23 protein-coding genes, 1 tRNA gene and 1 other RNA gene are annotated in these 25,883 nt (G+C 69.4%); 18 read left to right on the forward strand and 7 right to left on the reverse strand.

Annotated features, from left to right (window positions below; genetic code table 11):
* Positions 1 to 181 precede the first annotated feature (181 nt).
* Positions 182 to 409: a helix-turn-helix transcriptional regulator gene (locus ACN27F_RS23125; RefSeq protein WP_421436795.1), complete on the reverse strand. Its 228-nt coding sequence runs from the start codon at positions 407 to 409 to the stop codon at positions 182 to 184.
* 104 nt (positions 410 to 513) lie between these two features.
* On the opposite strand from ACN27F_RS23125, the gene ACN27F_RS23130 reads away from it, so the two are divergent.
* The gene (locus ACN27F_RS23130; protein ID WP_421436797.1) at positions 514 to 1,014 is read left to right on the forward strand and encodes a DUF6912 family protein; all 501 of its coding nucleotides are present in this window, start codon (positions 514 to 516) and stop codon (positions 1,012 to 1,014) included.
* A gap of 19 nt (positions 1,015 to 1,033) precedes the next feature.
* Here ACN27F_RS23130 and pruA read toward each other — a convergent pair whose 3' ends face one another.
* Complete coding sequence (pruA, locus tag ACN27F_RS23135; RefSeq protein ID WP_421436798.1) at positions 1,034 to 2,662, reverse strand: L-glutamate gamma-semialdehyde dehydrogenase; 1,629 nt, start codon at positions 2,660 to 2,662, stop codon at positions 1,034 to 1,036.
* 191 nt (positions 2,663 to 2,853) lie between these two features.
* Here pruA and ACN27F_RS23140 point away from each other — a divergent pair, with 191 nt between their 5' ends.
* From ACN27F_RS23140 to ACN27F_RS23185, 10 genes are all read left to right on the forward strand, one after another.
* Positions 2,854 to 3,846 (forward strand): hypothetical protein, encoded by a 993-nt coding sequence (locus ACN27F_RS23140; protein ID WP_421436801.1) that lies wholly within the window; start codon positions 2,854 to 2,856, stop codon positions 3,844 to 3,846.
* 114 nt (positions 3,847 to 3,960) lie between these two features.
* Complete coding sequence (locus ACN27F_RS23145) at positions 3,961 to 5,394, forward strand: serine/threonine-protein kinase (RefSeq protein WP_421436804.1); 1,434 nt, start codon at positions 3,961 to 3,963, stop codon at positions 5,392 to 5,394.
* A 220-nt stretch (positions 5,395 to 5,614) separates the two neighbouring features.
* Positions 5,615 to 6,130 (forward strand): PadR family transcriptional regulator, encoded by a 516-nt coding sequence (locus tag ACN27F_RS23150; RefSeq protein WP_421436807.1) that lies wholly within the window; start codon positions 5,615 to 5,617, stop codon positions 6,128 to 6,130.
* Positions 6,131 to 6,256: 126 nt separating this feature from the next.
* Positions 6,257 to 7,378 carry a peptide chain release factor 2 gene (prfB, locus tag ACN27F_RS23155; protein ID WP_421436810.1) on the forward strand — a complete coding sequence of 374 codons (1,122 nt, stop codon included), beginning with the start codon at positions 6,257 to 6,259 and terminating at the stop codon, positions 7,376 to 7,378.
* A 259-nt stretch (positions 7,379 to 7,637) separates the two neighbouring features.
* Complete coding sequence (ftsE, locus tag ACN27F_RS23160; protein ID WP_421436812.1) at positions 7,638 to 8,318, forward strand: cell division ATP-binding protein FtsE; 681 nt, start codon at positions 7,638 to 7,640, stop codon at positions 8,316 to 8,318.
* 104 nt (positions 8,319 to 8,422) lie between these two features.
* Entirely contained in the window at positions 8,423 to 9,298 is an 876-nt protein-coding gene (gene ftsX / locus ACN27F_RS23165; protein WP_421436815.1) for a permease-like cell division protein FtsX, read from the forward strand.
* Positions 9,299 to 9,455: 157 nt separating this feature from the next.
* Positions 9,456 to 9,932 carry an SsrA-binding protein SmpB gene (gene smpB, locus ACN27F_RS23170; RefSeq protein WP_421436818.1) on the forward strand — a complete coding sequence of 159 codons (477 nt, stop codon included), beginning with the start codon at positions 9,456 to 9,458 and terminating at the stop codon, positions 9,930 to 9,932.
* Between the two features lie 224 nt (positions 9,933 to 10,156).
* Positions 10,157 to 10,530, forward strand: a transfer-messenger RNA (tmRNA) gene (ssrA, locus tag ACN27F_RS23175).
* A gap of 105 nt (positions 10,531 to 10,635) precedes the next feature.
* The gene (locus ACN27F_RS23180) at positions 10,636 to 11,709 is read left to right on the forward strand and encodes a hypothetical protein (protein ID WP_421436821.1); all 1,074 of its coding nucleotides are present in this window, start codon (positions 10,636 to 10,638) and stop codon (positions 11,707 to 11,709) included.
* Between the two features lie 3 nt (positions 11,710 to 11,712).
* The gene (locus tag ACN27F_RS23185) at positions 11,713 to 12,057 is read left to right on the forward strand and encodes a hypothetical protein (RefSeq protein ID WP_421436822.1); all 345 of its coding nucleotides are present in this window, start codon (positions 11,713 to 11,715) and stop codon (positions 12,055 to 12,057) included.
* On the opposite strand, the gene ACN27F_RS23190 is transcribed toward ACN27F_RS23185, so the two are convergent.
* Complete coding sequence (locus ACN27F_RS23190) at positions 12,019 to 12,822, reverse strand: S-methyl-5'-thioadenosine phosphorylase (protein ID WP_421436825.1); 804 nt, start codon at positions 12,820 to 12,822, stop codon at positions 12,019 to 12,021. The genes ACN27F_RS23185 and ACN27F_RS23190 overlap by 39 nt on opposite strands.
* Before the next feature lie 253 nt (positions 12,823 to 13,075).
* Here ACN27F_RS23190 and ACN27F_RS23195 point away from each other — a divergent pair, with 253 nt between their 5' ends.
* Together ACN27F_RS23195 and ACN27F_RS23200 are read left to right on the forward strand one after the other, a co-directional pair.
* A complete protein-coding gene (locus ACN27F_RS23195; protein ID WP_421440409.1) occupies positions 13,076 to 13,630 on the forward strand; it encodes a YqgE/AlgH family protein in 555 nt (184 codons plus the stop codon).
* 71 nt (positions 13,631 to 13,701) lie between these two features.
* Positions 13,702 to 13,774, forward strand: a tRNA-Ala gene (locus ACN27F_RS23200).
* 44 nt (positions 13,775 to 13,818) lie between these two features.
* Here the strand turns inward: ACN27F_RS23200 and ACN27F_RS23205 are convergent.
* Positions 13,819 to 14,445 (reverse strand): site-specific integrase, encoded by a 627-nt coding sequence (locus ACN27F_RS23205; protein WP_421436828.1) that lies wholly within the window; start codon positions 14,443 to 14,445, stop codon positions 13,819 to 13,821.
* Positions 14,446 to 14,643: 198 nt separating this feature from the next.
* On the opposite strand from ACN27F_RS23205, the gene ACN27F_RS23210 reads away from it, so the two are divergent.
* The 5 genes from ACN27F_RS23210 (at position 14,644) to ACN27F_RS23230 (ending at position 19,660) form a co-directional block, all read left to right on the forward strand.
* A complete protein-coding gene (locus ACN27F_RS23210) occupies positions 14,644 to 15,678 on the forward strand; it encodes a helix-turn-helix transcriptional regulator (protein WP_421436830.1) in 1,035 nt (344 codons plus the stop codon).
* A gap of 175 nt (positions 15,679 to 15,853) precedes the next feature.
* Positions 15,854 to 18,289 (forward strand): nitrate- and nitrite sensing domain-containing protein, encoded by a 2,436-nt coding sequence (locus tag ACN27F_RS23215; RefSeq protein ID WP_421436832.1) that lies wholly within the window; start codon positions 15,854 to 15,856, stop codon positions 18,287 to 18,289.
* 4 nt (positions 18,290 to 18,293) lie between these two features.
* Positions 18,294 to 18,698 (forward strand): roadblock/LC7 domain-containing protein, encoded by a 405-nt coding sequence (locus ACN27F_RS23220; RefSeq protein ID WP_421436834.1) that lies wholly within the window; start codon positions 18,294 to 18,296, stop codon positions 18,696 to 18,698.
* Positions 18,699 to 18,726: 28 nt separating this feature from the next.
* Positions 18,727 to 19,107, forward strand: coding sequence for a DUF742 domain-containing protein (locus ACN27F_RS23225; protein WP_421436836.1), 381 nt, complete (start codon positions 18,727 to 18,729; stop codon positions 19,105 to 19,107).
* Positions 19,088 to 19,660 (forward strand): GTP-binding protein, encoded by a 573-nt coding sequence (locus ACN27F_RS23230; protein WP_421436837.1) that lies wholly within the window; start codon positions 19,088 to 19,090, stop codon positions 19,658 to 19,660. The genes ACN27F_RS23225 and ACN27F_RS23230 overlap by 20 nt, the downstream gene beginning before the upstream one ends.
* A gap of 130 nt (positions 19,661 to 19,790) precedes the next feature.
* Here the strand turns inward: ACN27F_RS23230 and ACN27F_RS23235 are convergent, their stop codons facing one another.
* The 3 genes from ACN27F_RS23235 to ACN27F_RS23245 form a co-directional block, all read right to left on the reverse strand.
* The gene (locus ACN27F_RS23235) at positions 19,791 to 20,993 is read right to left on the reverse strand and encodes an FAD-dependent oxidoreductase (protein WP_421440411.1); all 1,203 of its coding nucleotides are present in this window, start codon (positions 20,991 to 20,993) and stop codon (positions 19,791 to 19,793) included.
* 130 nt (positions 20,994 to 21,123) lie between these two features.
* The gene (locus ACN27F_RS23240) at positions 21,124 to 22,422 is read right to left on the reverse strand and encodes an MFS transporter (protein ID WP_421436840.1); all 1,299 of its coding nucleotides are present in this window, start codon (positions 22,420 to 22,422) and stop codon (positions 21,124 to 21,126) included.
* Between the two features lie 72 nt (positions 22,423 to 22,494).
* The gene (locus ACN27F_RS23245; protein WP_421436843.1) at positions 22,495 to 25,818 is read right to left on the reverse strand and encodes a LuxR C-terminal-related transcriptional regulator; all 3,324 of its coding nucleotides are present in this window, start codon (positions 25,816 to 25,818) and stop codon (positions 22,495 to 22,497) included.
* Positions 25,819 to 25,883 lie beyond the last annotated feature (65 nt).

Genomic DNA, 25,883 nt, shown 5'->3' on the forward strand with positions numbered 1-25,883 from the left:
CGCTCCTGTCGGTCACGCTGCGGAATCCCCGCGAGCAACCTGGCTTCGCAATGATCTTGCGTTTGCCTTCGTTTGCTTTCGACAGGCTCAATTTGACCGCAGGAAGTCGCGTCCGTCAATACTGGACGGTGTCAGCCTTGCCTGGACGGCGCCGGCACGGAGCAGGAAGGCGGCGAGACGGTCAGTCGGGCTCGCGGTCGAGCAGCGGGTTGCTCTGCACCCACTCGGCGGTTTCGGCATATTTACGCTGGATGTACTCCTCCAGCTGGGCACGCTCCACCCGCCATTGTCCGCGTCCGCCGATCTTGATCGCGGGCAACTCGCCACTGCGGACCATGTGGTAGACCTGCGAGTCGGATACGTTGAGTTCGGCGGCGACGTCGGACAACTGCAGGAACCTCGGCTCCACGGTGACTCCCGGCTCGTCTACGTCGGTCGGTTCAGTGTGCCATCGCGGCCCGCGTGGACCTGCCGGCGGCGTACATTGCTCATCGACGACACTGCGGGGGAGACGTGCCTAGCAACCAACTCCGGGTCTACGTTCCGGCCACCCTGCCGGCACTGGCCGGGCTGCGCGATACCGGTCAACTCGCCGCCGACACCGCGCACATGGTCACCGGCGCGCTGCGCGAGTGGTACGTCGAGGGCGACGAGGAGGAGCTGGAGTACGTGGCGTTCACACGTGCCGCGCAGGACGCGCTCCGCCTGCTCCACGACGACCCCGCCGCTCCTCGGCGACGGGTCGTCGTCTCGGTCGACCTGCCACCGGAGGCGGTGAAGCGCTCCGTGGCCGAGCTCGGCTCGAGCACCATCACCCTGGTCGGACCGATCGCCTTCGCCTCGGTCGTGGCGATCCACGTCGACAGCGACGCCGCGGCCGACGACGTGGCAGTGGCCGCGGCGGCCGTCCTGGACGCCGCAGCCGGTGATCCGGATGCCCAGTTCGTCGTCGACGGGGCCGAGGACCACGAACTCGCCTGGTACGACGTGTCCGAGCTGGATCTGCTGCTGTGAACCGGTAACGGTCCGGCGGTCAGCCCATGTGCGGATAGCGGTAGTCGATCGGCGGTACGAACGTCTCCTTGATCGTCCGCGGCGACGTCCAGCGCAGCAGATTGTGCCAGGAGCCGGCCTTGTCGTTGGTGCCGCTGGCACGGCCACCGCCGAACGGCTGCTGACCGACGACCGCCCCGGTCGGCTTGTCGTTGACGTAGAAGTTTCCGGCGGCGTACCGCAGCACCCGGCCGGCCTCCTCGATGATCCGACGATCGGTGGCGAACAGCGAACCGGTCAGCGCGTACGCGGCGACCTCCTCCGCCTGCGCCAGCACCTCCCAGAACTGGTCGTCGTCATAGACCGACACGGCCAGGATCGGGCCGAAGTACTCCGTGGTGAACACCTCATGCCCCGGATCGGTACAGGTCACCAGGGTCGGCCGGACGAACCATCCCTCGCTGTCGTCGATCTCACCGCCGGCCAGTACCTGGCACGAGGGGTCGTTCTTGATCCGGTCGAGCACGGCGGCGTGCCGGGCGAACGCCCGGCCGTCGATCACCGCCCCGCCGAAATTGGTGAAATCGGCCACGTCGCCGTAGCGCAGCGAGTCGACCGTGGCGACCAGCCGGTCGCACAGCCCGCCCGACCACAACGACCTGGGCAGGTAGGCCCGTGACGCCGCCGAGCACTTCTGCCCCTGGTATTCGTACGCGCCCCGCACCAGCGCGGTGTGCAGCGCGTCGGGCTCGGCACTGGGATGCGCGACCACGAAGTCCTTGCCGCCGGTCTCGCCGATCAGCCGCGGGTACGTGCGGTAGCGCCCGATGTTCTCCCCGACGGTGCGCCACAGATGTTGGAAGACCCGGGTCGATCCGGTGAAATGGATGCCGGCCAGGTCGCGGTCGGCCAGCGCTACCTCGGAGACGGCCAGCCCGTCGCCGGTAACCATGTTGATCACTCCGGGCGGTAGCCCGGCGGCTTCGAACAGACGCATGGTGAAGTGCGCGGCGAACTGTTGGGTCGGCGACGGCTTCCAGACCACCGTGTTGCCCATCAGGGCCGGTGCCGACGGCAGGTTGCCGGCGATCGCCGTGAAGTTGAACGGAGTGATCGCGTAGACGAAGCCTTCCAACGGCCGGTGGTCGAACCGGTTCCACACCCCGGGCGACGACTGCGGCTGCTCGGCCAGTACCTGATGGCCGAAGGCCACGTTGAAGCGCAGGAAGTCGATCAGCTCGCAGGCGGAGTCGATCTCGGCCTGGTAGGCCGTCTTGGATTGGCCGAGCATGGTGGCGGCGTTCAGGGTGTCCCGCCACGGACCGGCGAGCAGGTCGGCGGCGCGCAGGAAGATCGCCGCCCGCTCGGCGTACGGCAGTCCGCGCCACCCGGGAGCCGCCTGCCGGGCCGCCGCCACCGCCGCTTCGGCGTCGGCCGGTTCGGCGTTGCCGGTGATCCCGAGTACGTGGTGGTGCCGGTGCGGCAGCACGACCTCGATCGGTGCCCCGGCCGCCATCCGGACCCGGCCGCCGATGGTCATCGGCAACTCGATCCGGGTCGTGGACAGCTCCGACAGCCGCCGTCGCAGGCTCGCCTGCTCGGCACTGCCGGGTGCGTAGTCGCGGATCGGTTCGTTGCGCGGCGAGGGGATAGCGGAAACGGCGTCCATCACATGCTCCTGGCGTGATCTCGACAACGTCGGCGGGGTGCCCTGGGCCGAGCCGGGGGCCCGGTGGGGCTGCTACCACGGCCGACCCGGTCCCATCGTCGCACGCCTCGCTGTCCGGTACCGCGATCCGCGTACGCTGGTGCGGGCTAGCAGGCCCGGACCAGTGCGAAACGACCAGGAGGTTAGCCGCGATGACCAGCAGACCAGCGGCCGACGGATCGGTGGCCGCGGCCATTGCGCTGGCCGGCTGTGGCGTCGCCTGGCTGGTGCTGCTGATCGTGTCCGTACTCGCTACCCTCGGAGCGTCCACCGACGGGGCGCTAGCGGTGACCGAGACCGCGTACGGCCTGCCCGCGGTGATCTTCGCGGCGTTGCTCGCCGGGGTGGCGGTCAGCCAGGCGGTCCGTAGGTCGGCCGACCGGTGGCTCGGACCGGCCGTGGTGCTGCGGGCGGTGGTCACCGTCGCCTGCGGCGGGCTGGTCGGTGCCGGTGCCGCGGCTGGCGTGGTCGTCGGCGACGGGCGCGGCGGATCGGCCGTGGCGATCCTCGGCTGGGCGTTGCTGGCCGGCGGTGTCACCGGCGGCGCACTCGTCGGGCTGCACCGGCGGGCCGGTGTGCTGGCCGGTGCGGTCGCCGCCGCCGCACTCGTCGTGGCCGTCCTGATGACACTGCGTGAGCTGTTCACGGCAACGCTGCTGGATTTGTTCGGCGCCGGTGACACGCCGGCGTCGGTCCTGGCCGCTCAGTCCCGCCTCACCTGGACCGCGGCGCTGCTCGCCGGGGCGCTCGCCGGTGTGGTGGCGTTCGGTCGTCTGCACCTGGCGGTCCGCCGCAGTGGCCGGCCGTTGCCGTGGCCGGCGTACCTGATCGCCGGGGGCGGCGCCGGACTGCTGTTGCTGATCGCCGAGCTGATCACCCGGGTCGGCGGTGCGCAGCTACTCGATCTGGCGCGCTCGTTCAGCGACAGTGACGACACGTTCCAAGCCCTGGCCAACGCCGCCCGGATCAATTCGGCGCTCGTCGTCGTGTTCGCGGGCGCGTTCACCGCGCTGCTCTGTCTCGGCCGTACGCTGCCCGGGCGGGCGGCCGCCGATGGCCCGGTGGCCGGCCGGCCACCGGGCGACCAGCCGGCGCCCGAGCGTGCGATGTCGGACCGGGCCGAGCTGGACCTGGGGTCGCGGTAGCGGTCCGGCGGGTGCCCGACCGCCTGCGGGCCCTCGGCGGACCGCGATCCCGGGTTCGTGCCAACGCCGTCGCGTGCCGGCCCCGCCGATCCGCGACGGCCTACCGTCACCGGGGTGGGCGAGCAGGACACGGTGCGACAGTCACCTTGCGGGCGGTACCAACTCGGTGCGCAGGTCGCCAGAGGGGCGACCGGTCTGGTGTACCGGGGGGTCGATCTGTGCGACGGCAGCGCGGTCGCGGTGAAACTGCTGCGGCCGGACGCGGCCCAGCAGCCCGATCTGGTGGAGGGCTTCGACGCCGAGGGTGCCGTGCTGTCGCGGCTGGACCATCCGAACGTGATCCGGCTGCGTGCCCGTACGACGGTCGGCTCCCGGTCGGCGCTGGTGTTGGACTTCATCGACGGCGAGGATCTACGGCAGCGGATCCGTCGCGCGGGTCCGCTGCCGCCGTCGGTGGCGGCCGGCATCGCCGGACAGGTTGCCGGCGCGCTCGCCTACCTGCACGACAACGAGATCGCGCACGCCGACGTCAAGCCCGCGAACCTGCTCGTGCCGGCGCTCGGCGGTCCCGTCCAGTTGATCGATTTCGGCGCGGCGCGGCTGGTCGGGGTCGACATGCCGGGCCGACCGACACTGGCCACACCCGAGTACACCGCCCCGGAGGTCGCCACCGGCGAGCCGCCGACTCCGGCCTCGGACATCTACGCGTCGGGCATCGTCCTGTTCGAGTTGCTCTGTGGACGCAGTCCGTTCCGCGGCGGCTCGGCCGACGAGGTGCTCGCCCGGCACGGCCGCTGCGTCGCGGTGCCACCCCCGGGGTTGCCGCACCCGGTCTGGCCGATCATCGAGCAGTGCCTGGCGGCCGATCCGGCGGCCCGTCCGCAGGCCGGCGTGCTGGCTGCCCGCCTGCGCGGACTGGAAGCGGCACTGGACGGTCTACCGGCGTCGCCGCCGCTGGCGCCGGACGCGGTCACCTGGTGGCCCAGGAGCGGGACGACCCGGTCGGTCGCGCCGGTGGGCGCCCGGCCGGCGCCGCCGGCCGACGGCCCCGGGCGACAGCCGCCACCGCCGCCCAGGCCGGCATCCCGGCGGCTGCTCGGGGTCGGCGGGGTGGCCGGGGGCGGCCTGGCGCTGCTCGCCGTCGTGACAGGACTTGCCCTGGCCGCCGGCCCGACCGGTGACCCGCCGGTGGGTGGGGTGGACGGCTCGGTGGGCGGGGTGCACGGTCGCCCGGTCTCCCCGGCGACGGCCATCCCGGACGGCGAGGTGACACCCCGACGGGCCGGTGGCGGGCTCGCGGAATCTCCGGCCGCGCCCGGTGCCGGTGCCGCTGGCAGGCCGGCGACCGGGCACTCTGAACCGAGCGGACCCGGTGGTTCCAGCGGGTCGGCCGGGTCCGGTGTGTCCGTTGAGCCCTCGTGGCCCGCCGATCCGGGGGCAGGCGTCGCCCTTCCGGCTGATCCGGGAGCCGAAGTGGGTGCCGCGATCGGGGATCCGCTGCCACTGTGGCCGACGGTCGGCCCCGCCGGATCGGACACTCCGAACTAGTCAGAAGAAGTAGACTTCATGCTTGAAAATTCCACAATAACCGCGCCAAGCGGGTCACTTGCGACTTGTACGATAGAGTTTGTCCGGTTTGGGGTCGGATGGGAAATATTGATCTTCCCCACTAGACTGTCGTCCACAGACAGTGCACAATAGAACACGTATGGTCGCGAATCGAGCGAAATCCTGGACGTAGAGGCGACAAAGTGGCAGCGTAGAGGGCATGGCGGATCTACGCATCAATCCTACCGCAGCAGCCCTGCTGGGCCTGCTCCATGAGGGACCCATGACAGGCGGCCAACTGATGGCCGCAGCCGAGCGCCGGCTGGGCGCGTACTGGTCGATGACCCGTAGTCAGGTCTACCGGGAACTCCCGGTCCTGGCCGAACAGGGACTCGTCCGACTCGGCAAACCCGGCCCGCGGTCGAGTCAGCCGTACGCGATCACGGCGGCCGGCAAGCGAGCCTTCCTCAAGTGGCTGTCCGACGCGCCGGGCCGCGACTCGGTGCGCAATCCGATCGCGTTGCGGGTCGCCTTCGGCGAGCATCAGACGGCGGACCAACTGAAGCAGGTCTACGCGGACGCGAGCGAGCATCACACGGAGGCGCTGGCCGCCGCTCGCGAGCAGGCACGCGAAGCGAAGAAGGATGGTGACACCTTCGGGGCAGCCGCGCTGGAGTTCGCCATTTCGTACCACAAGGCCGCGCTGTCCTGGCTCAAGTCGGCACCGGTGGGCTGAGCGGGCGCCCGCCTGCGGGCGCCCGCGCCGGACCGACGGGGGGTCACACCGGGTTGATCGGGGTCACACCGGGCTGGCTGCGGGCCCGGCTCGGCCTGCGGCAGTCACGACGTATTCTTGTCGGTTGTGACCAGCGCCGACTACACCGAACAGCTGAAAGATCTCGACGCCACGCTCCGCCGGATCGAGGCAGTCGTCGACATCGACCGACTGCGCCGCGACAAGGCCGAGCTGGAAGCGGCTGCCTCCGCCCCCGACCTCTGGAACGACCAGGCCCGGGCGCAGGAGGTCACGTCGCGTCTGTCGTACGCCAACGCGGAGATCACCAAGCTGGAGTCGTTGCGTACCCGGCTGGACGACGCGGCTTTGCTGCTGGAGATGGCTCAGGCAGAGGAGGACGCGGGCACGGTCGCCGAAGTCGGCACCGAGCTGGCCGGGTTGCACAAGGCGATCGAGGAACTTGAGGTACGTACGCTGCTTTCCGGGGAGTACGACGCCCGGGAGGCGCTGGTGGCCATCCGGGCCGGGGCCGGCGGTGTCGACGCCGCCGACTTCGCCGAGATGCTGCTGCGGATGTATCTGCGCTGGGCTGAGCGGCACAACTATCCGACGGAAGTCTACGAAACCTCGTACGCGGAGGAGGCCGGTCTCAAGTCGGCCACCTTCACGGTCAAGGCGCCGTACGCGTACGGCACCTTGAGTGTTGAGTCGGGTACGCACCGTTTGGTGCGGATCAGCCCGTTCGACAACCAGGGACGGCGGCAGACCAGCTTCGCCGGTGTCGAGGTGCTGCCGGTCGTGGAGCAGACGGACCACATCGAGATCCCGGAGAACGAGATCCGGGTCGACGTGTACCGGTCTTCCGGACCCGGGGGGCAGAGCGTCAACACCACCGACTCGGCCGTGCGTATCACGCACGTACCCACCGGCATCGTGGTCACCTGCCAGAACGAGAAGTCGCAGTTGCAGAACAAGGCATCGGCGTTGCGGGTGCTGCAGGCCCGGTTGCTGGAGCGCAAGCGGCAGGAGGAGCAGGCCAAGCTGGCCGGGCTGAAGACCGATGCCGCCGGGTCGTGGGGCGACCAGATGCGCTCGTACGTGCTGCACCCGTACCAGATGGTCAAGGACCTGCGCACCGAGCAGGAGACCGGTAACCCGACGTCGGTCTTCGACGGCGACCTCGACGCGTTCATCGAAGCCGGCATCCGGTGGCGCAAGCGGCGGGAACTCGGCACCGACGAGTCCTGACCGGTGACGGTGCCCGCGCACCGGCGGGAGCGATGTCGGACACCGAGAGCGCATAAGTGACTACTTCTAGTCTTCATGGTTCATATACAGGCTGTGACTGACCCCAGTATTTCGGGTGGTGCCCGTCCGGTCCGGACGGATGATTTCTCAGCTTTGGCGGGGATTGGCTGGTACGAAACCTCGCGCATTACCGACATAGGAGACATCGCCCATCAGGCTGGACTTGGCGTAGCCGTTACACCGCGTAGACTCACCACCCGTGATTGCGCTTGAGCAAGTGACGAAGACGTACCCGAAGGCGTCCCGGCCCTCGCTGGACAACGTGTCGGTCGCGATCGAGAAGGGCGAGTTCGTCTTCTTCATCGGTCCGTCCGGCTCCGGCAAGTCCACGATCATCAAGCTGCTGCTGCACGAGGTGACCCCGAACAAGGGCAAGGTCGTCGTCAACAGCAGGGACGTCACCGCCATGCGGTCCTGGAAGATCCCGAACTTCCGGCGCTCCATCGGCTGTGTGTTCCAGGACTTCCGACTGCTGCCCAACCGCACCGCGTACGAGAACGTCGCCTTCGCCCTCGAGGTGATCGGCAAGACCAAGGCGGTCGCCCGCCGGGTCGTCCCCGAGGTGCTGGAGCTGGTCGGCCTCGGCGGCAAGGAGCACCGTTACCCACACGAGCTCTCCGGTGGCGAGCAGCAGCGGGTCGCGGTCGCCCGGGCGTTCGTGAACCGGCCGCTGATCCTGCTCGCCGACGAGCCGACCGGAAACCTGGACCCGGACACGTCGATCGAGATCATGCGCCTGCTGGACCGCATCAACCGCACCGGTACGACCGTCGTGATGGTCACGCACGACTCCAACATCGTGAACCAGATGCGGCGCCGGGTGATCGAGATCGAGGCCGGCCGGATCGTCCGCGACCAGGCCCGCGGCGTCTACGGCTAGCTCGCCCGGCTGCCTCGGCCGGCCGCCGGCCGCCGGGCAGCGAAACAACCAGCATGTGGTGACCAAGAACGACCATTCTGCGGCAGATCCGGAAGAGGAACCCGATGCGCGCGAAATACGTCCTGTCCGAGGTGATGGTCGGGCTGTGGCGCAACGTGACCATGAGCATCGCCATGATCATCACGATGGCGGTGTCGCTCACCATGCTGGGCGCGAGCGGCCTGATGTACCTGCAGGTCAACTCGATGAAGAACTTCTACTACGACCAGATCGAGGTGTCCATCTTCCTGGTCTCCGACGTCTCCGAGGAGCAGCGCACCAGCCTGCAGAGCTCGCTGGACGCCGACCCGCTGATCGCCACCGTGACCTACGAGTCCAAGGAAGAGGCGTACTCCCGGTTCCGGACCCTCTACGAGGACGCCCCCGACCTGGTCAACTCGGTCAAGCCGGAGCAGCTGCCGGAGTCGTTCCGGATCAAGCTGGTCAACCCCGAGGAGTACCAGGCGATCTTCGACAAGTACAACGGCACCGAGGGCATCGACGAGATCGTCGACCAGCGACGGCTGCTCGACAAGATCTTCAACATTCTCGGTTCGGTGCAGAGCATGGCCCTGATCGCCGCCTCGATCATGGCGGTCGCGGCGTTGCTGCTGGTCGGTAACACCATCCAGGTTGCCGCGTACAGCAAGCGACGCGAGGTCGCCGTGATGAAGCTGGTCGGCGCCTCCAACTGGTTCATCCAGGCGCCGTTCGTGCTGGAGGCGGTCGTGGCCGGACTGCTCGGTTCGGTCCTCGGCTTCGGGGCCCTGGTGCTGGGCAAGATCTTCCTGCTCGACGGGTCGCTGCGGGATCTCACCGAGCTGCTCACCCCGATCGAGTGGAGCAGCGTACTGCTGATGTTCCCGCTGATGGCCGGCGTCGGTGGCCTGGTGAGCGCGGTCACCGCCTGGGTGACCCTGCGCTTCTACCTGCGGGTCTGACTGCTACGCCGCCGATCCGTCGCGGGTCTGCCGCTGTCGGGTGCGGTTGCCCGCCGGCACCGAAAACTGGTGCCGGCGGGCAACCGTGTGCGCGGTAGGATGGCGCGGCTGCCCATCGGCAGATGGCTCATTCAGACTCTTCCGGGAGGTGTCAGGCATGCCGCGGGAAAAGGGGCGGAAGGTCGTCGCCTCGAATCGCAAGGCCCGACACGACTACACGATCACCGACGTGTACGAGGCCGGCATGGCGCTGACCGGCACCGAGGTCAAGTCGTTGCGAGCCGGGCGAGCGTCGCTGGTGGACGCGTTCGCCCAGGAACGGCAGGGCGAGATCTACCTGTACGGTATGCACATCCCGGAGTACGACCGGGGCACCTGGACCAACCACGAGCCCCGGCGCACCCGCAAGCTGCTGCTGCACCGCACCGAGATCGACCGGCTGCTCGGCAAGCTACGGGAGGGCGGCCTGACTCTGGTGCCACTGTCGGTCTACTTCGCCGACGGCTGGGCCAAGGTGGAGCTGGCGCTGGCGCGCGGCAAGAAGTCGTACGACAAGCGGCAGGACCTGGCCAAGCGGGACGCCGACCGGGAGATCCAGCGGGTGATGGGTCGACGCGGCAAGGGGATGGGTTGAGCGTGCCGGGCAGTCGGGTAGCGCTGCGGCGCGAAGCCGACATATCGGGCAAAATCCCCCTATGTGGTCAGTGGTCGGGCCTGCACCAGTTTCCGACCAGGAAACCCGCCGGATGCCGGCAACCGGAATGATTGTTGTCGGCTCAGGCGTTAGAATTGGATGACGTCGACCGGCGGCAGCGCGGTCGACGGGAGATCCGGCCGAGCGTCGGTCGGCGCACACCAGGGGGTGACTGGTTTCGACTTCGTACGTTACGGCAGGGGAAGCGAGCCGAGGAAGCCGACGTCGTCTCGTGAATCGGTCGTCGGAAACCAATAAGCGCCAACTCTAAGCGCGCTGACTTCGCTCTCGCCGCCTGAGGCGGGTAGCGAGTCTGTCGGTCTGGGAGTGCCTTCGGCCCAGTAACCGGCATCAGTAAGAGGGCTGGCCAACCGAATCCGGTCGCGGGGTTCGTGCGGCGAGATCAAACGCGACTGGGCCCGTCACACCGACTCGCTCGCGTGATCGGTGGGGTCGAGTAGAGGCACAGCGAGCTGCGCTCGGAGAAGCCCTGGCAAGACGCCGAAGGACCCGGGTTCGATTCCCGGCACCTCCACCCGTAGCCGGCCTCCCGCCACCATGGCGGGAGGCCGGCTTCACTATCTGTAGTCGAAGCGGTGGTCGACTCCGGAACCAATCGGCGATCCGGCGCGTCTGACCCGACATGCGCGGATTTACCGCCCTGCTGGGCATCTCACTGATCCTCATCGCCGGCTGTGCCCGTACCGATGGTTCCGGTGCCGGCAGCCCTGGCCGCTCCGACGAAGAACGCCAGGAAGCCTTCCAACAGCGCGCCGACGAGGTCGCCGCGGCGTGGCGGACAGCTGCGGCCGGGCAGCAGCAGTGGCAGACCGGCTACGCGCCACTGCAGAACGCGACCGTGCTGCCTGCCGACCCTGAGTTCACCCCAGAGACCGAGCAGGCATTCCACGCCGGCTGGTATCTGACCGAGGTGACGCTGCCGCAGCAGTCACCAGGTGACGGCACCATCGCCTTCCCCGACGGAACGCTCACCGTGCCGCTGGTCAGCGCCGCCGAGGCGTACGACGCGCTGCGCCAGGGCGACCCGCCACAGTGCCCGTCGACCGGGCAGCCATCGGGTCGGCCCGGACCCGAGCCGGCACCCTCGGACCTGCCCGGCTCCGGCTCGACTGGCTCCGGCTCGACTGGCTCCGGCTCGACCGGCTCAGACCCGGCTGGCACCGACCCGAGCGGCACGGCCGGTGACACGCCGGATGGCAGCGTCAGCTCCGGCGAGAACGCCTCGTGCCAGGTGCTCACCGTCACCGGCGCCACGCTCGGCTCGGTCGACGTGCTCACCAGCCGCGGCACGGCGCAGGTACCCGCCTGGCTGTTCCAGGTCGCTGAACTCGCGGCACCGGTCGCGCAGGTCGCGGTCGTCGAGTCGGAACAGGCTCCGGTGCCGAGCCCGCAGGTCCCGCAGCCGGACGGTCTCGACGACTTCGTCGCCGCCCAGGACATCACCGGTGTGGCCGACACCGAACTCGGCATCCGGCTCGGTGTCGGCGCCTGCGACGACGAGATCACCCCACTGGTCCAGGAGTACGCCGACGCGGTGGTGGTCACCGGTACCGTCATCCGGACCGCCGACGTGTGCACGGACCAGTTGCTGCTGCATCCGGTAACGGTGCCGCTCGGCGAGCCGCTCGCCGCACGTACCGTGTTGGACGCGCTCACCGGCCGACCACTGCGCCTCGTCGCCGCCGCGGCCGGTTGAGCCATGCCGCAACCGTACGGCCCGGACCAGGAATCCGGTGCCGACGCCACCACCATGTCCCGGCTGCTCGGGCGCCTGCTGCCGCGACAACGTCGGCCCGTCGTCAGCTCTCCTGACCTGGTGGCGGCCGATGTCGGCAGCGAACCGGTGTCCGCCGCGAGCGGTGCCGGCCTGGTGCCGGCCGACGAGCCGATCGGCCTGGCCCCCGGCGAGGCCGTCATCCTCGCCGGGGACGCCGCCACCGCCCGGCGGATCCGGATGTGTCTCGACGTCGCCGGGATCAGCGCGGCGGTACTGGTGCTGGCCCCGTCAGGGCAACTCGAAGGGCAGGGTGATCCCGTCGAGTGACCGGGCGCAGGCACACTCCCGGTCCGCGGGCCAGCCCGCCAACGCGGCGAGCAGCAGCGTACGCAACCGGGAGGTGTTCTCGCCGAACACGCGGAACACCTCCTCCTGGGTGACCGACTCTCCGCCCTCGACACCGGCATCATGGTCGGTGACCAACGCGATGGAGGTGTAGCACAAGGCCAGTTCCCGGGCGAGCACCGCCTCGGGATGGCCCGTCATGTTCACCACCGCGCCGCCGATCGCGGTGAACCAACGTGACTCGGCACGGGTGGAGAAACGCGGCCCCTCGACGACCACCACCGCGCCGCCGTCGTGTGGCTGCAGGCCCTGTTCGGAGGCCACCTTCAGCAACACCGACCGACCCACCGGGCAGTACGGATCGGCGAAGCTGACGTGCACCGCACCCTTGTCGTAGTAGGTCTGTGTCCGGCCGCTGGTCCGGTCGATCAGCTGATCCGGCACCACGAACGCGCCCGGACCGAGCTCCGGCCGTAACCCGCCGACCGCACACGGCGCCAGCACCTGGCGTACGCCCAGTGCCCGCAGCGTCCACATGTTGGCCCGGTACGGGATCCGGTGCGGTGGGTACCGGTGGTCCCGTCCGTGCCGGGGCAGGAACGCCACCCGCCGGCCACCCACGTCGGCGATCGTGATCGCATCGGACGGCTCGCCGTACGGGGTCTCCACACGATGCTCCACCGCGTTGTCCAGCAACGCGTAGAGCCCGGAGCCGCCGATCACCGCCAGCTCTGCCTGCGTCTGCATCAGGTCCTCCCCGGAATCGGGCGGGGTGGTCGGAACCGCGGCCGGAAACACCATTGCCACGCCCGCGCCGTTAGACCTTAACCGGGCATTGCCAAGCAAGCTATGGTGCCAGACATGGCGTTCACTGCACCCGTGGTGGCGGGCGATCCTCCGAACCTGCGGGCTTTCCGGCTGGCGTGGCGGCGACGTGCGACTCGCGCAGGTCACGGAGGTCGAGGTGCACGGTGAGGGTCAGCGGATCGGGGGACGGTCGATGGCGTCGATGACCGGTCAGCTGCTGGTCGCGACGCCCACGCTCAAGGACCCCAACTTCGACCGTACGGTCGTGCTGCTGGTCGCTCACGAAGCCGGCGGTGCGCTCGGCGTGGTGCTCAACCGGGCCACCGAGGTCCCGGTCGCCGAGGTGCTGGGCGGGTGGAGCAATCTTGCCCGGGATCCGTCCGTGCTGTTCGAGGGCGGCCCCGTGCAGCCGGAGTCGGCGATCTGCCTGGCCCGTACCCGCACCCAATCCGGTCGGGTCAGGGGCTTCCACCGCATCTCCGGGGTGCTCGGCACGGTGGACCTGTCGACTGATCCCGGCCCGCTCGCCGAATCGATCGCCGGTATCCGGGTCTTCGCCGGCTACTCCGGCTGGTCGGCCGGGCAGTTGGAGGACGAGATCAACGCGGGATCGTGGTTCGTGCTGGACGGTTTGCCGGACGACCCGTTCATGTCCCGTCCCGAGGACCTGTGGCCGATGGTGCTGCGCCGTCAGGGCGGCATGATGGCCGCGGTGGCTCACTTCCCGGCCGACGTCTCGTCGAACTGACCCCCGCGAGGTGACCGGGCGGGGCGGCGTGTGTACTATTGCGCGGGTGCTCGGGTGACCGAGTAACACCGGGGGCCGTGGCGCAGCTGGTAGCGCACCACACTGGCAGTGTGGGGGTCAGGGGTTCGAGTCCCCTCGGCTCCACCCCAAGAAACGGCAGGTCAGCGGCCTGGTCGAGCGATCTTCGACTAGGCCGCTGATTCGTCTTCCGGCCCGTTTTTCTCACACTTTCTCACATCGGGTTCGCGTGTCACGTTGTCCTGCTGCGTGCCGTCCGCTGCCGCCTCCTTCTCCGTAGTGCCGTACACCGCCCCGAGCGTGCCTCCCGCAGCCTTCAGCGCCTCGTCCTGGGAGTGCACGTAGGTCTTCATCGTGAAGGCCACATTGGCGTGGCCCAGCCAGGCCGAGATCACGGCGGCGGGAACGTTCCGAAGGTGCATCAGGGTGCCGCAGGTGTGCCGGGTGTCGTGCAGCCGGATCAATGGCAGCCCGGCCCGCCTCACCAAGACCTCGAACCGGTCGGAGTACGACTCCGGATCCACCTCCTCGCCGACCTCGTCCACGAAGACGTGGCTCTCGTTGCAGGTCTGGCACGAGGACCGGTAGTCGCGGCCCGCCTTGAGCCTTTCCTGCGCGCGGCGGGACTTGAGACGGCGTAGCGCCGTGACGAGGGTGTCGTCCAAGGGAAGGGTGCGCTTCGAGCGCGCCGACTTCGGCGTGCTGTGGAGAACCTGGTCCTTGACGATGATGCGGGTGACGCAGACGGTCAGGGTCTTGGCCTCCAGATCGATGTCACACAGACCGGGTGCCCTCACCCTGCGTGGTCAGCGTCGCCGGGGGTGCCGGTCCCACCGGCCGGGGCTGTTGAGCTCGCACCAGTCGCTTCTGTAGCCTGTTGTTTGTCCTGCCGCGTGGCTGCGCCTGAGCGGAGCTATCCGCGAGAACCGCCTGAGCTACGCGCCGGGTCACCGCCATCGGCTGAACCTGGCCACCTGGGTAACCGGAGATAAAACATGCGGCTATCCGAACTCTCGTTCAGCGATCTGGACGAGTTCTCTGACCTGGTCTGGCGCACCGTCGCCCGCCACCCGCACTCCGACCTCTCCCGGCTCGCCGAACGCCTGAACCGGCCCGAGGTGGTCGTCCAGGTCGAGTTGCGCCGCCTCGCCGAGCTCGGCCTGCTGCACCAGGTCGGGAACCGGTGGGAACCGCAGGGCCCGGTCGCGGTGCTGGCGCCGGTACCCGCCGACTGGCAGACCAAGCTCAGTGCCGAACACGCTGAGATAGCCGCTGAACGGGCATGGCTGTACAGCTCCGGCCTTCTCGACGAGCACGAAATCGACCAGCGGCGTATCGGCACGACCAGTGGTGTCGAACGGTTCTCCCGCAGTGAGATCCTGCCGGGGGTGACCGAGCCGATACTCGCAGATCCACCTGTCGCGCGACCGGCTGCCCAGGCGGCGGACCGCATCCGGTTTCTGCTGACCGGCCCATCCTCGCCCGGCCGGGGTGCCGCCGTCCCACATCTGCTGGACCTGGCGAGCGAGCACGGCGTCGAACTGACGAACTGCTGGACGGCGGCGGGCCGGCACGGCATCCGCCAACTTCAGTGTGGCGAACACCTGCCGGTGTTGGGCCGTCTGCGGGTGACCGACGGCAATTCGTCCCAGATGACAGCCAGCAGCGACCGCGGCGCGCTGCTGTCGCTGTACGAGGACGGCCTCGGTCGCGGCGGATTGTCGATCGCTGCGCCCACCCTCGTTCCGGCGGTGGCGCACCTGGTGAACCGGGTGACGCAGGGGCCGTTGGCGCGGGGGGTCGGGAGCACGACCGACGGGCCGGCGATCGCCCGGCGGCAGCACGCCCTCCTGTTGCTGTTCGGCCGGGGCTACGACGACGCTCGCGCCGCCCGCGAGCTGCGGGTGTCGGTACGGACGGTCAAGCGCGACGTTGAGAAGCTCTACGCGCGGTGGGGTGTGAGTTCGCGGTTCGCGCTGGGTGCCGCGGCGGTCCGCGTCGGGTGGCTGTGGGACGGCCGGACAGCCTGAGCGCAACCTGATGTCCCGAAAGGGACATCGCCCAGCCCTTCTCGGGTGTGTGCGGGGCCGCTATGTTGTGGATCTCGGCGGATATAGTAAGTAGCTTCTTGTATCTTCATCTGACCGGGCGTGCGGGACCGCCCACCCGGTTGGGCGTCCAGGTCGTCCGACGAGAGGTGGCGTTGTGCGAAACTGGCCAATCCGGCCACAGGTGATCCTGGTGCTGGTCCTGCCGCTACTCGCCTTGACCGGGACCGGCTTCTGGGTGGTGGCTGACCAGCTCGCGCAGGCCCGTTCCAGCGAACAGACTCGGGACACCGCCACCTGGCTGGTCAGCGTGAACGAACTCATCCATGCGCTGCAGGAGGAACGGTACGCGGTCTCCAGCCTCGTGGGATCCGGCTACCGGGTGACCAGTTTCGCGGATCAAGCTACTGCCGCAGCGACGAAGGTCGATGACGCGTTCGCCCAGGTCACCGCGTCGACACGGGCGCTGCCCGACGAAAGCCGCGACCGTGTCACCGACGCCGTGACGGCGGCCCGCGGCCACATGAGCGGCCTTGCCGACCTGCGCGCCTCGGTGGCGGAGCGCAGCTTGCAGCCCGGTCCGGGCACGGTCGCCTACTCCAACATGATCCACAGCTGGCTGGACGCCGGCGCGTCCTTGACCGGGGTCGGTAGCGAGGACACGGATCTGATCCGGATCGCCTCGGCGCTGTCGGCGATCTCCTGGACCAGCGAACAGGCAAGCCAGCAGTACGGATACCTCTCCGCTGCGGTCAACCTCGGCGACGTGATACCGGGCAGCGAGACTCGCGTCCAGGCCGCGATCGGCGCCGAGCAGGCCTGGATCAAGCAGTTCCGTTCCACAGCGTTGCCCGATCAGATCGAGTTCTTCGATCAGACCGTGGGATCCGCGGCGGAGCGGGTGGCGGGCCTGCGTGACCGGGTCCTCAACGGCCAGGCGGAGTCCGTCTCGTTCCCGGAGTGGGCCGAGGCGAGTTTGGCCAAGGAGGATGCATTACGGGTGGTGGAGGCCCGAATCGTCGCGGACCTGGAGCAGAACGCCGCCCGGCTGGCCAGCGCCGCCAACCAGCGAGCGTTGTTGTCGGCGTTGCTGATCGCGGGCACCCTGGCGGTGTCCCTCGTGGTCTCCGCGGTGGTCGCGGCCGGTCTGGTCCGGGCGATGCGGGAACTGCGCGCCGGAGCCCTGCGAGTGGCCGAGAAGCGGCTGCCCGAGGTCACCGCGAAGCTGCGTGCGGGCAACGTCGTCGACCCCGGCGGGGAGCCGCCCGTGTTCGACCGGCCGCCGCGCAACGAGATCGGTGACGTCGCGCAAGCATGTAACACGCTCTATGGCGCGGCCATTACCGCGACGTACGAGATGGCGACGGTCCGTAGCACGGGGGATGTCATGCGGACGCTGGCCCGGCGCAGCCTCAGCTTGACCCGTCGGCAATTGAGATTGATCACCGAGGCCGAGCGGGAGGAAGAGGACCCGAAGATGGTCGAGATGCTGTTCGGTATCGATCATCAGGCGACGCGGATGCGCCGCCTCGCGGAAAGCCTGCTGGTGCTTTCCGGCGAGCAGCCGCATCGATCGAGCCGGGAGGCCGCGGCCCTTCGGGACGTGCTTCGCGCGGCTACCGCCGAGGTGGAGGACTACACCCGGATCCGTATCGCCCCGGACGGTGGCGAGGTCCGGATCGTCGGCAGCGCGGTGGGCGACCTCACTCACCTCCTTGCCGAGCTACTGGAGAACGCGATCGCCTTCTCACCGGCCGGGGCGCCGGTGGAGGTGCGAACTGGCCAGGTCGGACACGGATGGGCGATTGACATCGAAGACCGTGGCGCCGGGCTGGATGACGCGACGCTCGCCCAGATCAACGGGCGACTGGCCGAGCCGCCGCCGTTCGAGCCGGAGCGGGGCGGGCAGATCGGACTGGTGGTGGTCGCTCGCCTGGCGGCCCGCCACAAGATCATGGTACAGATGCGGCGCGGGCTGTACTTCGGGGTGCACGTCGTCATCATCCTGCCATCCGGTGTGTTGCACGGACTCGACGCCGCCCCGCACCCGGTCGCGGCGCAGCCGAGTCAGCGGAGCAGGGGCGGGGACCGGTCGGACGTACGGCGACACCGGCGGGGCCGGCGGGCCGAGCCGATGGGTTCGCCGGCTGGCGCCACATTCGAAGCGCCGCGAACCGTTCGACAGTCCGTGCTGGAGATGGATCCGCAGGAAACGATGGCGGAACTGCCCAAGACTGACCCGGCGTGGGTCGATGACCGAACGCCCGTCAACGCCCCGGACGGCTTCGTACCGCCCGTGGTCCCGGATCCTTATCCGCCGGGCCCGGTGGTGAGCGGCACCGGGACTCGGGCCCCGGAGAGCGCGCCGCCGGCTGCCGGTCAGCTGCCGCTCCTGCCACACCGGATCCGCGGCGCGCACCTGGCTGACCAACTGCGTACCGCTCCGGAGACGCTGACGGGCGCGGCCAACCCGCCTACCCCGGCCACCCGCGACCCGGCTACCAGCGCCGAGGACGCCAGACGCCTAGCGGCCGGCTTCATGAACGGCTACACCCGCGGCCTCAACGCGTCCTCGAACGAGAACGGGAGATAGACCGATGCCTGCCGACCTCTCATACCTGTTGGACAGATTCGGGCAATCAGTCGCCGACGTGCGGTCGTCCGTGGTGCTCAGCGCCGACGGGCTGCTGCTGGCCCGCTCGAGCGATCTCGACCAGACTGCCGCCGACCAGCTGGCGGCCGTGGCGGCGGCGGTCAACGGCTTGGCACGGGGGGCGGCACGGCAGCACGGATGGGGGCACTCGCGCAAGACCATCATGGAGATGGAGTCCGCCTATCTGTTCATCACCGCGCTGGGCCCGGACAACTCGGCCTGTCTGGCGGTGTCTGCCGAGATCACCGCCGACGTGGGCCAGATCGCCTTCGAGATGGCCGTGCTGTCCGGCCAGGCAGGTGCCTTCTTCGCCCCAGGCGCGCGGGCTGGCGCCGCCGTGATCACCTGACCTCCGCCCCGGACAGGAAGGAGGCACGGTGGACCGCCCAGCAGCCGCCGACGGTTGGGACGACGAACCCGAACCGTTGGTCCGACCGTACGCGATGACGAACGGTCGGATAGCCCCCGCAGCGCCGCTGGTGATGCTCGCGTTGGTGCGCACGACGAGCTCGGGACAGCAGGCACTGTGGAGCAAGCACCCGTTGGAGCCCGAGGCACGGGACATCGCGATGCTCTGCTGCCAGATCCACTCCGTCGCCGAGATCAGCGCACTTCTGCACCTGCCGCTGGTGGTGGTGCAAGTCCTGGTCGATGATCTGCACCGTGCCGGGCTGGTCTCGATACACCAGCCACAGGAGTCAGATAGACCCAGCCGTGAACTACTGGAAAGAGTGTTGAATGGGCTCGTCCGGCTCTGACGAAGCAGCGCCTATCGCAGTCAAGGTGCTCGTCGCGGGCGGATTCGGCGTCGGGAAAACTACCTTCGTCACGTCCGTCAGCGAGATTCCGCCGCTGACCACCGAAGCGCCGCTCACCATGGCCAGTGTCGGCGTCGACGACACCGCGAGTGTCGGCGGCAAACTCACCACCACCGTGGCGCTCGACTTCGGCCGGATCACTCTCGACGCGGACGGGGTGATGCTCTATTTGTTCGGCACGCCCGGTCAGGACCGGTTCTGGTTCATGTGGGACGAACTGGTTCGCGGGGCGATCGGTGGCATCGTTCTGGTGGACACGCGCCGGATGGCGGATGCGTTTCCCGCGATCGACTTCTTCGAGAGCCGTCGGATACCGTTCCTCATCGCGGTGAACCAGTTCCCCGATGGGCCGGTGTATCCGTTGGCCGACGTCGCGCGTGCCGCCGACCTCTCGACCAACCACCCGGTCGTCTACTGCAACGCCATGGAACGTGCCAGCGCTCGCGATGCGCTTATTCGGCTTACCGTGCACGCCCTCCAACTCACGCCATGAGACGGCCGGCCATGGACGGGCGGCGGTGCGAGCGCCCATCCATAGCCGAGAGTGGCTTCCGCTCGTTCGGTCGGAGAAGAGTTCGGGAGCCGTCCCGCCGGTTGCCCGCTGTCGTCGGGCCAGGACCAGGTCAGGAACCGGCGATGACCGGCTCCTCCCAGTCGATCTCGTAGTCGTTCATCCACCGCGCCTCAGCGGCCGACCGGCGTAGCCCGATGGGGATCATTCGGCTGCGGATCCATCTGCCGACCAGGTTACGGGCGCCGAGCGAACGACCGTTGCCGCGCGCCGCGGCCGCCACCCGGGCCTGTCGCGGCTGACGGATCCGCTGGTAGGCCGCGAACGCGGCGCCTGTGTCGGGGACGTCCCGTAGGCACTTGGCAAGCGTCACGGCGTCCTCCAGTGCCATTGAAGCGCCCTGTCCCGCATGTGGCGGGATGGCGTGCGCGGCGTCGCCCACCAGACATGCCCGACCGCGATGCCAGTCGTCGAGAGCACCCAGTCGGTAGATCGGGTGGCGGGTGATCGTCGGCGTGGTGGTGATGAACTCGACAGCCGGGGAGAAATCACCGGCGAAATCGGCGATCAGCCGCTGTCGCCAGTCTTCCTCGGCGATCTCCGCGGGCTCGGTACGTCCCGGCTCGGGCGGAACGATGGCGTCACACGCCCACGATACCTCGCCGGATTCACGGATGAAATACCGGATCGACGTACGGAGTCCGAACGCCATCTCCAACGCGCTGTTCGTCGGCGCGTGCGACGTGGTGTGGCAGAACCCGATGGTGGAAATGAATCCCGTGTATCTGAATCGAGGTGCCTCGGGCATGATGCTCTCCCTGACCCGGGAGCGGAGCCCGTCGCAGCCGACGAGCAGATCTCCTTCATCCGACGTGTGGTCCGCGAACTCGGCCGTAACCGAGTCAGGTGCGTCGTGGACGTCGATCAGGCGCTTGCCGAACCTGACGCGGACCCCCTGCTGCGCGGCCCGCTCGCGCAGGACCCGATGGAGGAATCCTCGCCGGACGGACAGCGCACCGGGGGTCGGTATTTCCGCCAGGTACTTGCCGCGATGATCCCGGAAGGAAATTCGTTCGCATCTGAACTCGGTATCGAGTTGGGTCGTCACGCCAAGCATGTGCAGTACTCTGCGGCCGTTCGGCATCACGTTCAACCAGCCGCCCGTCAATGCGTCCGGCTCTGGCCACGCCTCGTGAAGCACGACGTCCAATCCGATTCTGCGGAGTGCGATAGCAACTGCCGGACCCGCGACGCCACATCCGATTACAAGAGCCTTCCTTGTCGTTGATCCAGATCGTGTCATCACCACTCCCATCGCTGATGGTGGTACTCGTGAGTATGCAAATTTCTCAAGAGGTTTCGAAAACTGCGAGAGCGGGCATCCCACCCTGGTGTGCCAAACAGGCGGAAACAGAATGGTCGTGATCTACCGGGGGCGCGACAGGTCAGGAACGGGAAAGCGTCGCCGTGTCCGGCAATGCATCCTGGATTCCGCCGATCCGAACGACAGGCGCCAGCAGTACGACGATGACGCCGGCGAGCAGCATCGGGCCAGCGGCGAGCAGGAGGATCATGCGTCCCGACGACCCGAGCGAGAGCAGCAGTCCACCGACCGCCGGACCGACGATCGAACCGATCCGGCCGAGGGCCACGGCCCAGGCGATGCCCGCCGTGCGGACGGCTCGGTCGTACATGCCGATCGCCAGGGCCGACTGCCCGGCGGGCCCTGCGGCGACGCCGGCTCCGGCGAGCCCCAGCACGAGAAGCAGGCCCCCGGCCGCGAGCGAGGCGACCGCGACCAGCACCAGGAACGTCGTAGCCAGCCCGCACATCACGACGAGCACGTGTGGTGTGCCGAACCGTGTTGCGGCACCCGCGAGTACCGCACCACCGACGATCCCGCCGAGACCCCAGGCGGCGGTGCCGAGCGGCGCGCGGTCGGGAGCGAATCCGTACTCGCCGAGCAGCGTCGGCAGCCAGGTGTTCAAGGTCTGGCTCACGACGAAGACGAGGAACGCGAAAGCCCACAAAAGGGCGGTGCGGGTGCGGAGTCCCGCTCCGACCAGCGCGCTCACCGTCACCGCGGTGGTCGTACGCCTTCTGCCCGATTCGTCGTCCCGGGGCAGGCGCCACCACAGCAGCACGGCGAGGACTCCGGCGAGCGCGGCCGGGATCCAGAACACGGCCCGCCAGCCCAACCCCGTGATGACCGATCCACCGGTCACTCCGCCGATCACCGCGCCGACGGCCATGCCGAGGACGATGAGGACCGTAGCGGCATCGCGGCGCTTCGGCGAGACCAGATCGGCCGTCAGCGAGACCACCGACGGCAGGACGGTGCCGAGGCCCAGCCCGGTGAAGAACCGGATGACACCCAACGTCGTGACCGTGGTGGCGGTGACGGTCGCGACCGCACCGGCCGAGAAGACCAGGACCGACGCCCAGATCACCCTGCTCCGCCCGAACCGGGCGGAGAGCCGGGGGCAGCAGACGTAGCCGATGACCGCGCCGATGTTCGTCACCACGAGCGGCATGGTGAAGCCGGACGGGTGCAGGCCCCACTCCGTCGACAGGGCCGGGATCACGAAGCTGAGCGAGGCGGTGTCGTACCCGTCGGCCACGATCGTGGCGAACAACAGGACGAGGACCATTCGCCCGCCGTTGGCGGGGCGGCCGGCGACGCGCGCTCCGCGGCTGACGCCGGGTGCCCGCCGTACTGCAGTTTCTGGCTCGTGGTCCGCCACCACGACCTCCTCGCGAACGTTGGTCTCAGCCGACAGTAGGGCGCGGCCGGTCGGAAAAGATCGGCCAAGTGGCTACCGGCCGTCGGCGCTGTCCGATCGGGCCTCGTGTCGGATCACGGCGGCAGCGAGCTCGGCCCGGTTCGACACCCCGATCTTCGCGAAGATCCGGGCCAGATGCGTCTTGGCGGTCGCCCGTGAGACGAAGATCCGTTGCGCGATCTCGGTATTGGTGTGCCCCTCCGCCACCAACCGGGCGATCTTGAGCTCGGTGGGGGTCAGGCTGCCCCAGCCGCTGGACGGACGACCACGAGGACCCCGGCCGCGTAGGGCGAACGCGATGGCTTCCGGCAACGTCAACGCGGCTCCCTGACGAAGGGCGGTCCGCAGCGCGGCCAGATCGACCGTACGGGCCAAGGCGGTGCGTCCGGCCCGGTGCCGGAGCTGATCGGCGCGGCAGCGACGCGCACCCAACCGGCGCCGGGCGGCCGATGCGGCCCCGAACAGGCGTGCCGCACGCAGCGGCTCGTTGTCGAGGGCGGCCATGCCGGCGAGTGTCTCCAGCGTCGCGACCGCGTCGAGGTGGTACCCGCCGTCGCGCTGCGCGGCAAGCGCCCCGCTGGCCAGCTCGCGTGCCCTGATCCGGTCCCCGGCCAGGTCGGCCGCGCGGGCGAGCAGGATGTCGGTCAGGGCCAGCAGCCACTTGTCATCGACCGCCTCGGCGGCCCGGGCCGCGCGGTCGAGCAGGGTCGCAGCATCCGTCGGTCGCTCGAGCAGCAGGGCGATCTCGGCGAGGTCGAGCGCGTGTGCGCCCTCCACCGCCCTGCGGTGGCTGCGGCCCGCATTGCGCATGGCGTGGTCCAGGTATTCTGCGGCCTCGTCCAGCCGGCCGAGCGCGATCGCGCATTTGCCCATTGCCGCTTGGACGTACATCGCGACCGACGGGCCCCGGGCGGAGAGGTCGAGCTCCGCGTCGAGCGTGGCCGTCTCGCGCCAGGCCGACCGCGCCCGTCCCTGCCAGCAGCTGATCTCCGCCTGGTACGCCACCACCATCGCCTGACACACCGGGTCCGCCAGTTCGACGGCGAACCGGCGGGCCTGCGTCGCGGCTTCGGCGGCCGCGGTCAACTCGCCGCCCCGCAGCGCGACGCCGGTGGTGACCACGAAGTGCCAGGCGAGAAACTGGGGTGAGCTCACGTCCGCGACGAGCCCGGCAACCTCCGCCAAGGCCTGCCGGGCCGGCCCGAGCCGGCTCTGCACGGACCATGACAGCGCCACGTGCCCCAACGCCTGGGTGAGGCACCACGTGTCATCCACCTGCCGGGCGAGCCGGACACTCTCCGCCAAGTACGAACGGGCCCGTTCGGGCGCCCGGGTAGCGGCGAGCCCGCCGAGCACGGTGAGCGCGCGTGCCGCCGCCTGCGGGTCGTCGCATTCCTCCGCCATCTGCAGGGCGGCCTCCGCCCGTCGGACGGCGAGCTGCACGTCGGCGGAGATGAAGGCGACGTACGCCGATCCCCAGAGGACGCGGGAGCGGTAGCGGGACGGACCCGGGTCACCCACGGCCAGGCTGTCGGCGAAGAACCGCTGTCCCTCGGAGAAGTAGCCGCGGATGCCGAAGAACGCGCCCACTCCGGCGGCGAGGCGCAGCGGGGCAAGCCGGTCGTCTCGGCGCAGCGACCATTTCAGCGCGGTTCGCAGGTTTCCCCGTTCCTCGTCGAGCTCGTCCAACCAGTCCGCCAGGCGGGCGGCGGAACCGCTCGACACCGGCTCCCGCCCGGTGAGGTCGATCATGTAGGCCAGGTGACGGTCGCGCACCGCCTCCGACTCTCCCGATCCGTTCAGCTGCTCCTCGGCGTACTGCCGGGTCGTCTCCAGCAGTCGGAACCTGCGCCGGGCAGCGCCGTCATCGACTGAGACCAGCGACTTGTGTACGAGCGAGACGAGGGTTTGTACCACTGCTGCCCGGTCGAGCCGGTCGTCGGTGCCCACCTGGCGGGCACCGTCGAGCGTGAAGCCGCCGCGGAAGACAGCGAGCCGGGACAGCAGCAACCGCTCGTCGCCGGTGAGCAGCGCGACGCTCCACTCCAGCGAAGCCCGCAATGTCCGGTGTCGTGGATGACCGCCGCGGCTACCTCTGGTGAGCAGCCGGAGGCTGTCGTCGAGCGCGGGGGCGAGCTCCGCGGGACCGAGCGCCGGGGACTGCGCGGCGGCCAACTCGATCGCGAGCGGCAGGCCGTCCAGCCGCGCGCAGATGCGGCCGATGGCGCTCGCATTGGACTCGTCCAGGCGGAATCCGGGCACGACCGACTGAGCCCGGTCGACGAAGAGCTGGACGGCGTCGAGCCGGGCGAGCTCCGCGAACTCGGCCGGTTGCCGCGGTACCGGCATGGTCGGTACCGGCCACACGATCTCGCCCGGCACGACGAGGGCTTCGCGGCTGGTGGCGAGGAACCGCAGACCACCCTGTTCGGCGAGGAGCCCGGTCAGGACCCCGGCGCACGACTCCAGCACGTGCTCGCAGTTGTCGAGCACGATGAGCGCGGTGTGGCTGGCCGCGTACCGGCGGAGCACCTCGACGTGGGTCAGTCCCGGCTGCTCGCGCAGCCGGAGCGCGGCGCAGATGGCCGGCGCGACGGACTGGTCACCGGTCAGCCGCTGCAGATCCACCCACCACACGCCGTCGGGGTGGTCGGTGGACAGCGACCTACCGACCTCGATGGCGAGCCGGCTCTTGCCGCACCCGCCAGGTCCGACGGAGGTCACCACGCGGGACCGGGTGACCAGCTGGCGCAGCGAGGCGACTTCCTCGGACCGTCCGACGAAGCGAGTCGACGGAGTCGGCATCCGGCCGAGGAGCGGCCGTGTTTCGTGGGCTGGCCGTGTTTCGTGGGCTGACCGGTCGGCGGCGGGAACCGATACCGGCTGTCCCGCTCGGTCGAGGCCGGGGTGCGGCGGCTCGTCGGCGGCGCAGATCGCCATCAACAGGGCCCGCAGATCCGTCGCCGGGGCGGCCGGGTTTCCGATGCTGCCCGTGTCGGACAGCGCCTCGGCGATGAGCGTTCTCATCCGTCTCGCGGTCTTGGCGCTGACGCCGAGTTCCGTCGCGAGTTGGACGGTCGGTACGGTCCCTGCGGAATTCGCCACGGTGACGATGGCCTGGAACCACGTCCGCAACCCGGTCGAGGAGTTGGCGAAAATCGTGCCGGCGGTCAAGGACAGGCACCGTCCGCAGTTCCGGCATCTCGCCCAGTCGTCGGTGGTGCCGAAGCGCACGGACCACAGCAGGTCCAGACACGCGTCGTCATCCGGGAAGGCCAGTTCGACCTCGGCCGGGCCGCCCTGTGCGGTCTTCCCCTCCCGCGCGGTGACGGCCGATTCGTTGACCAGGTCCGACACGTGATCAAGTAGCTCACCCGAGGTCCTCGACGTCAAGCCTGCGCCGGCCACGGGCAACGAGGTCC

Source organism: Solwaraspora sp. WMMB335 (assembly GCF_049179075.1).
In the GTDB taxonomy this organism is placed as follows: domain Bacteria; phylum Actinomycetota; class Actinomycetes; order Mycobacteriales; family Micromonosporaceae; genus Micromonospora_E.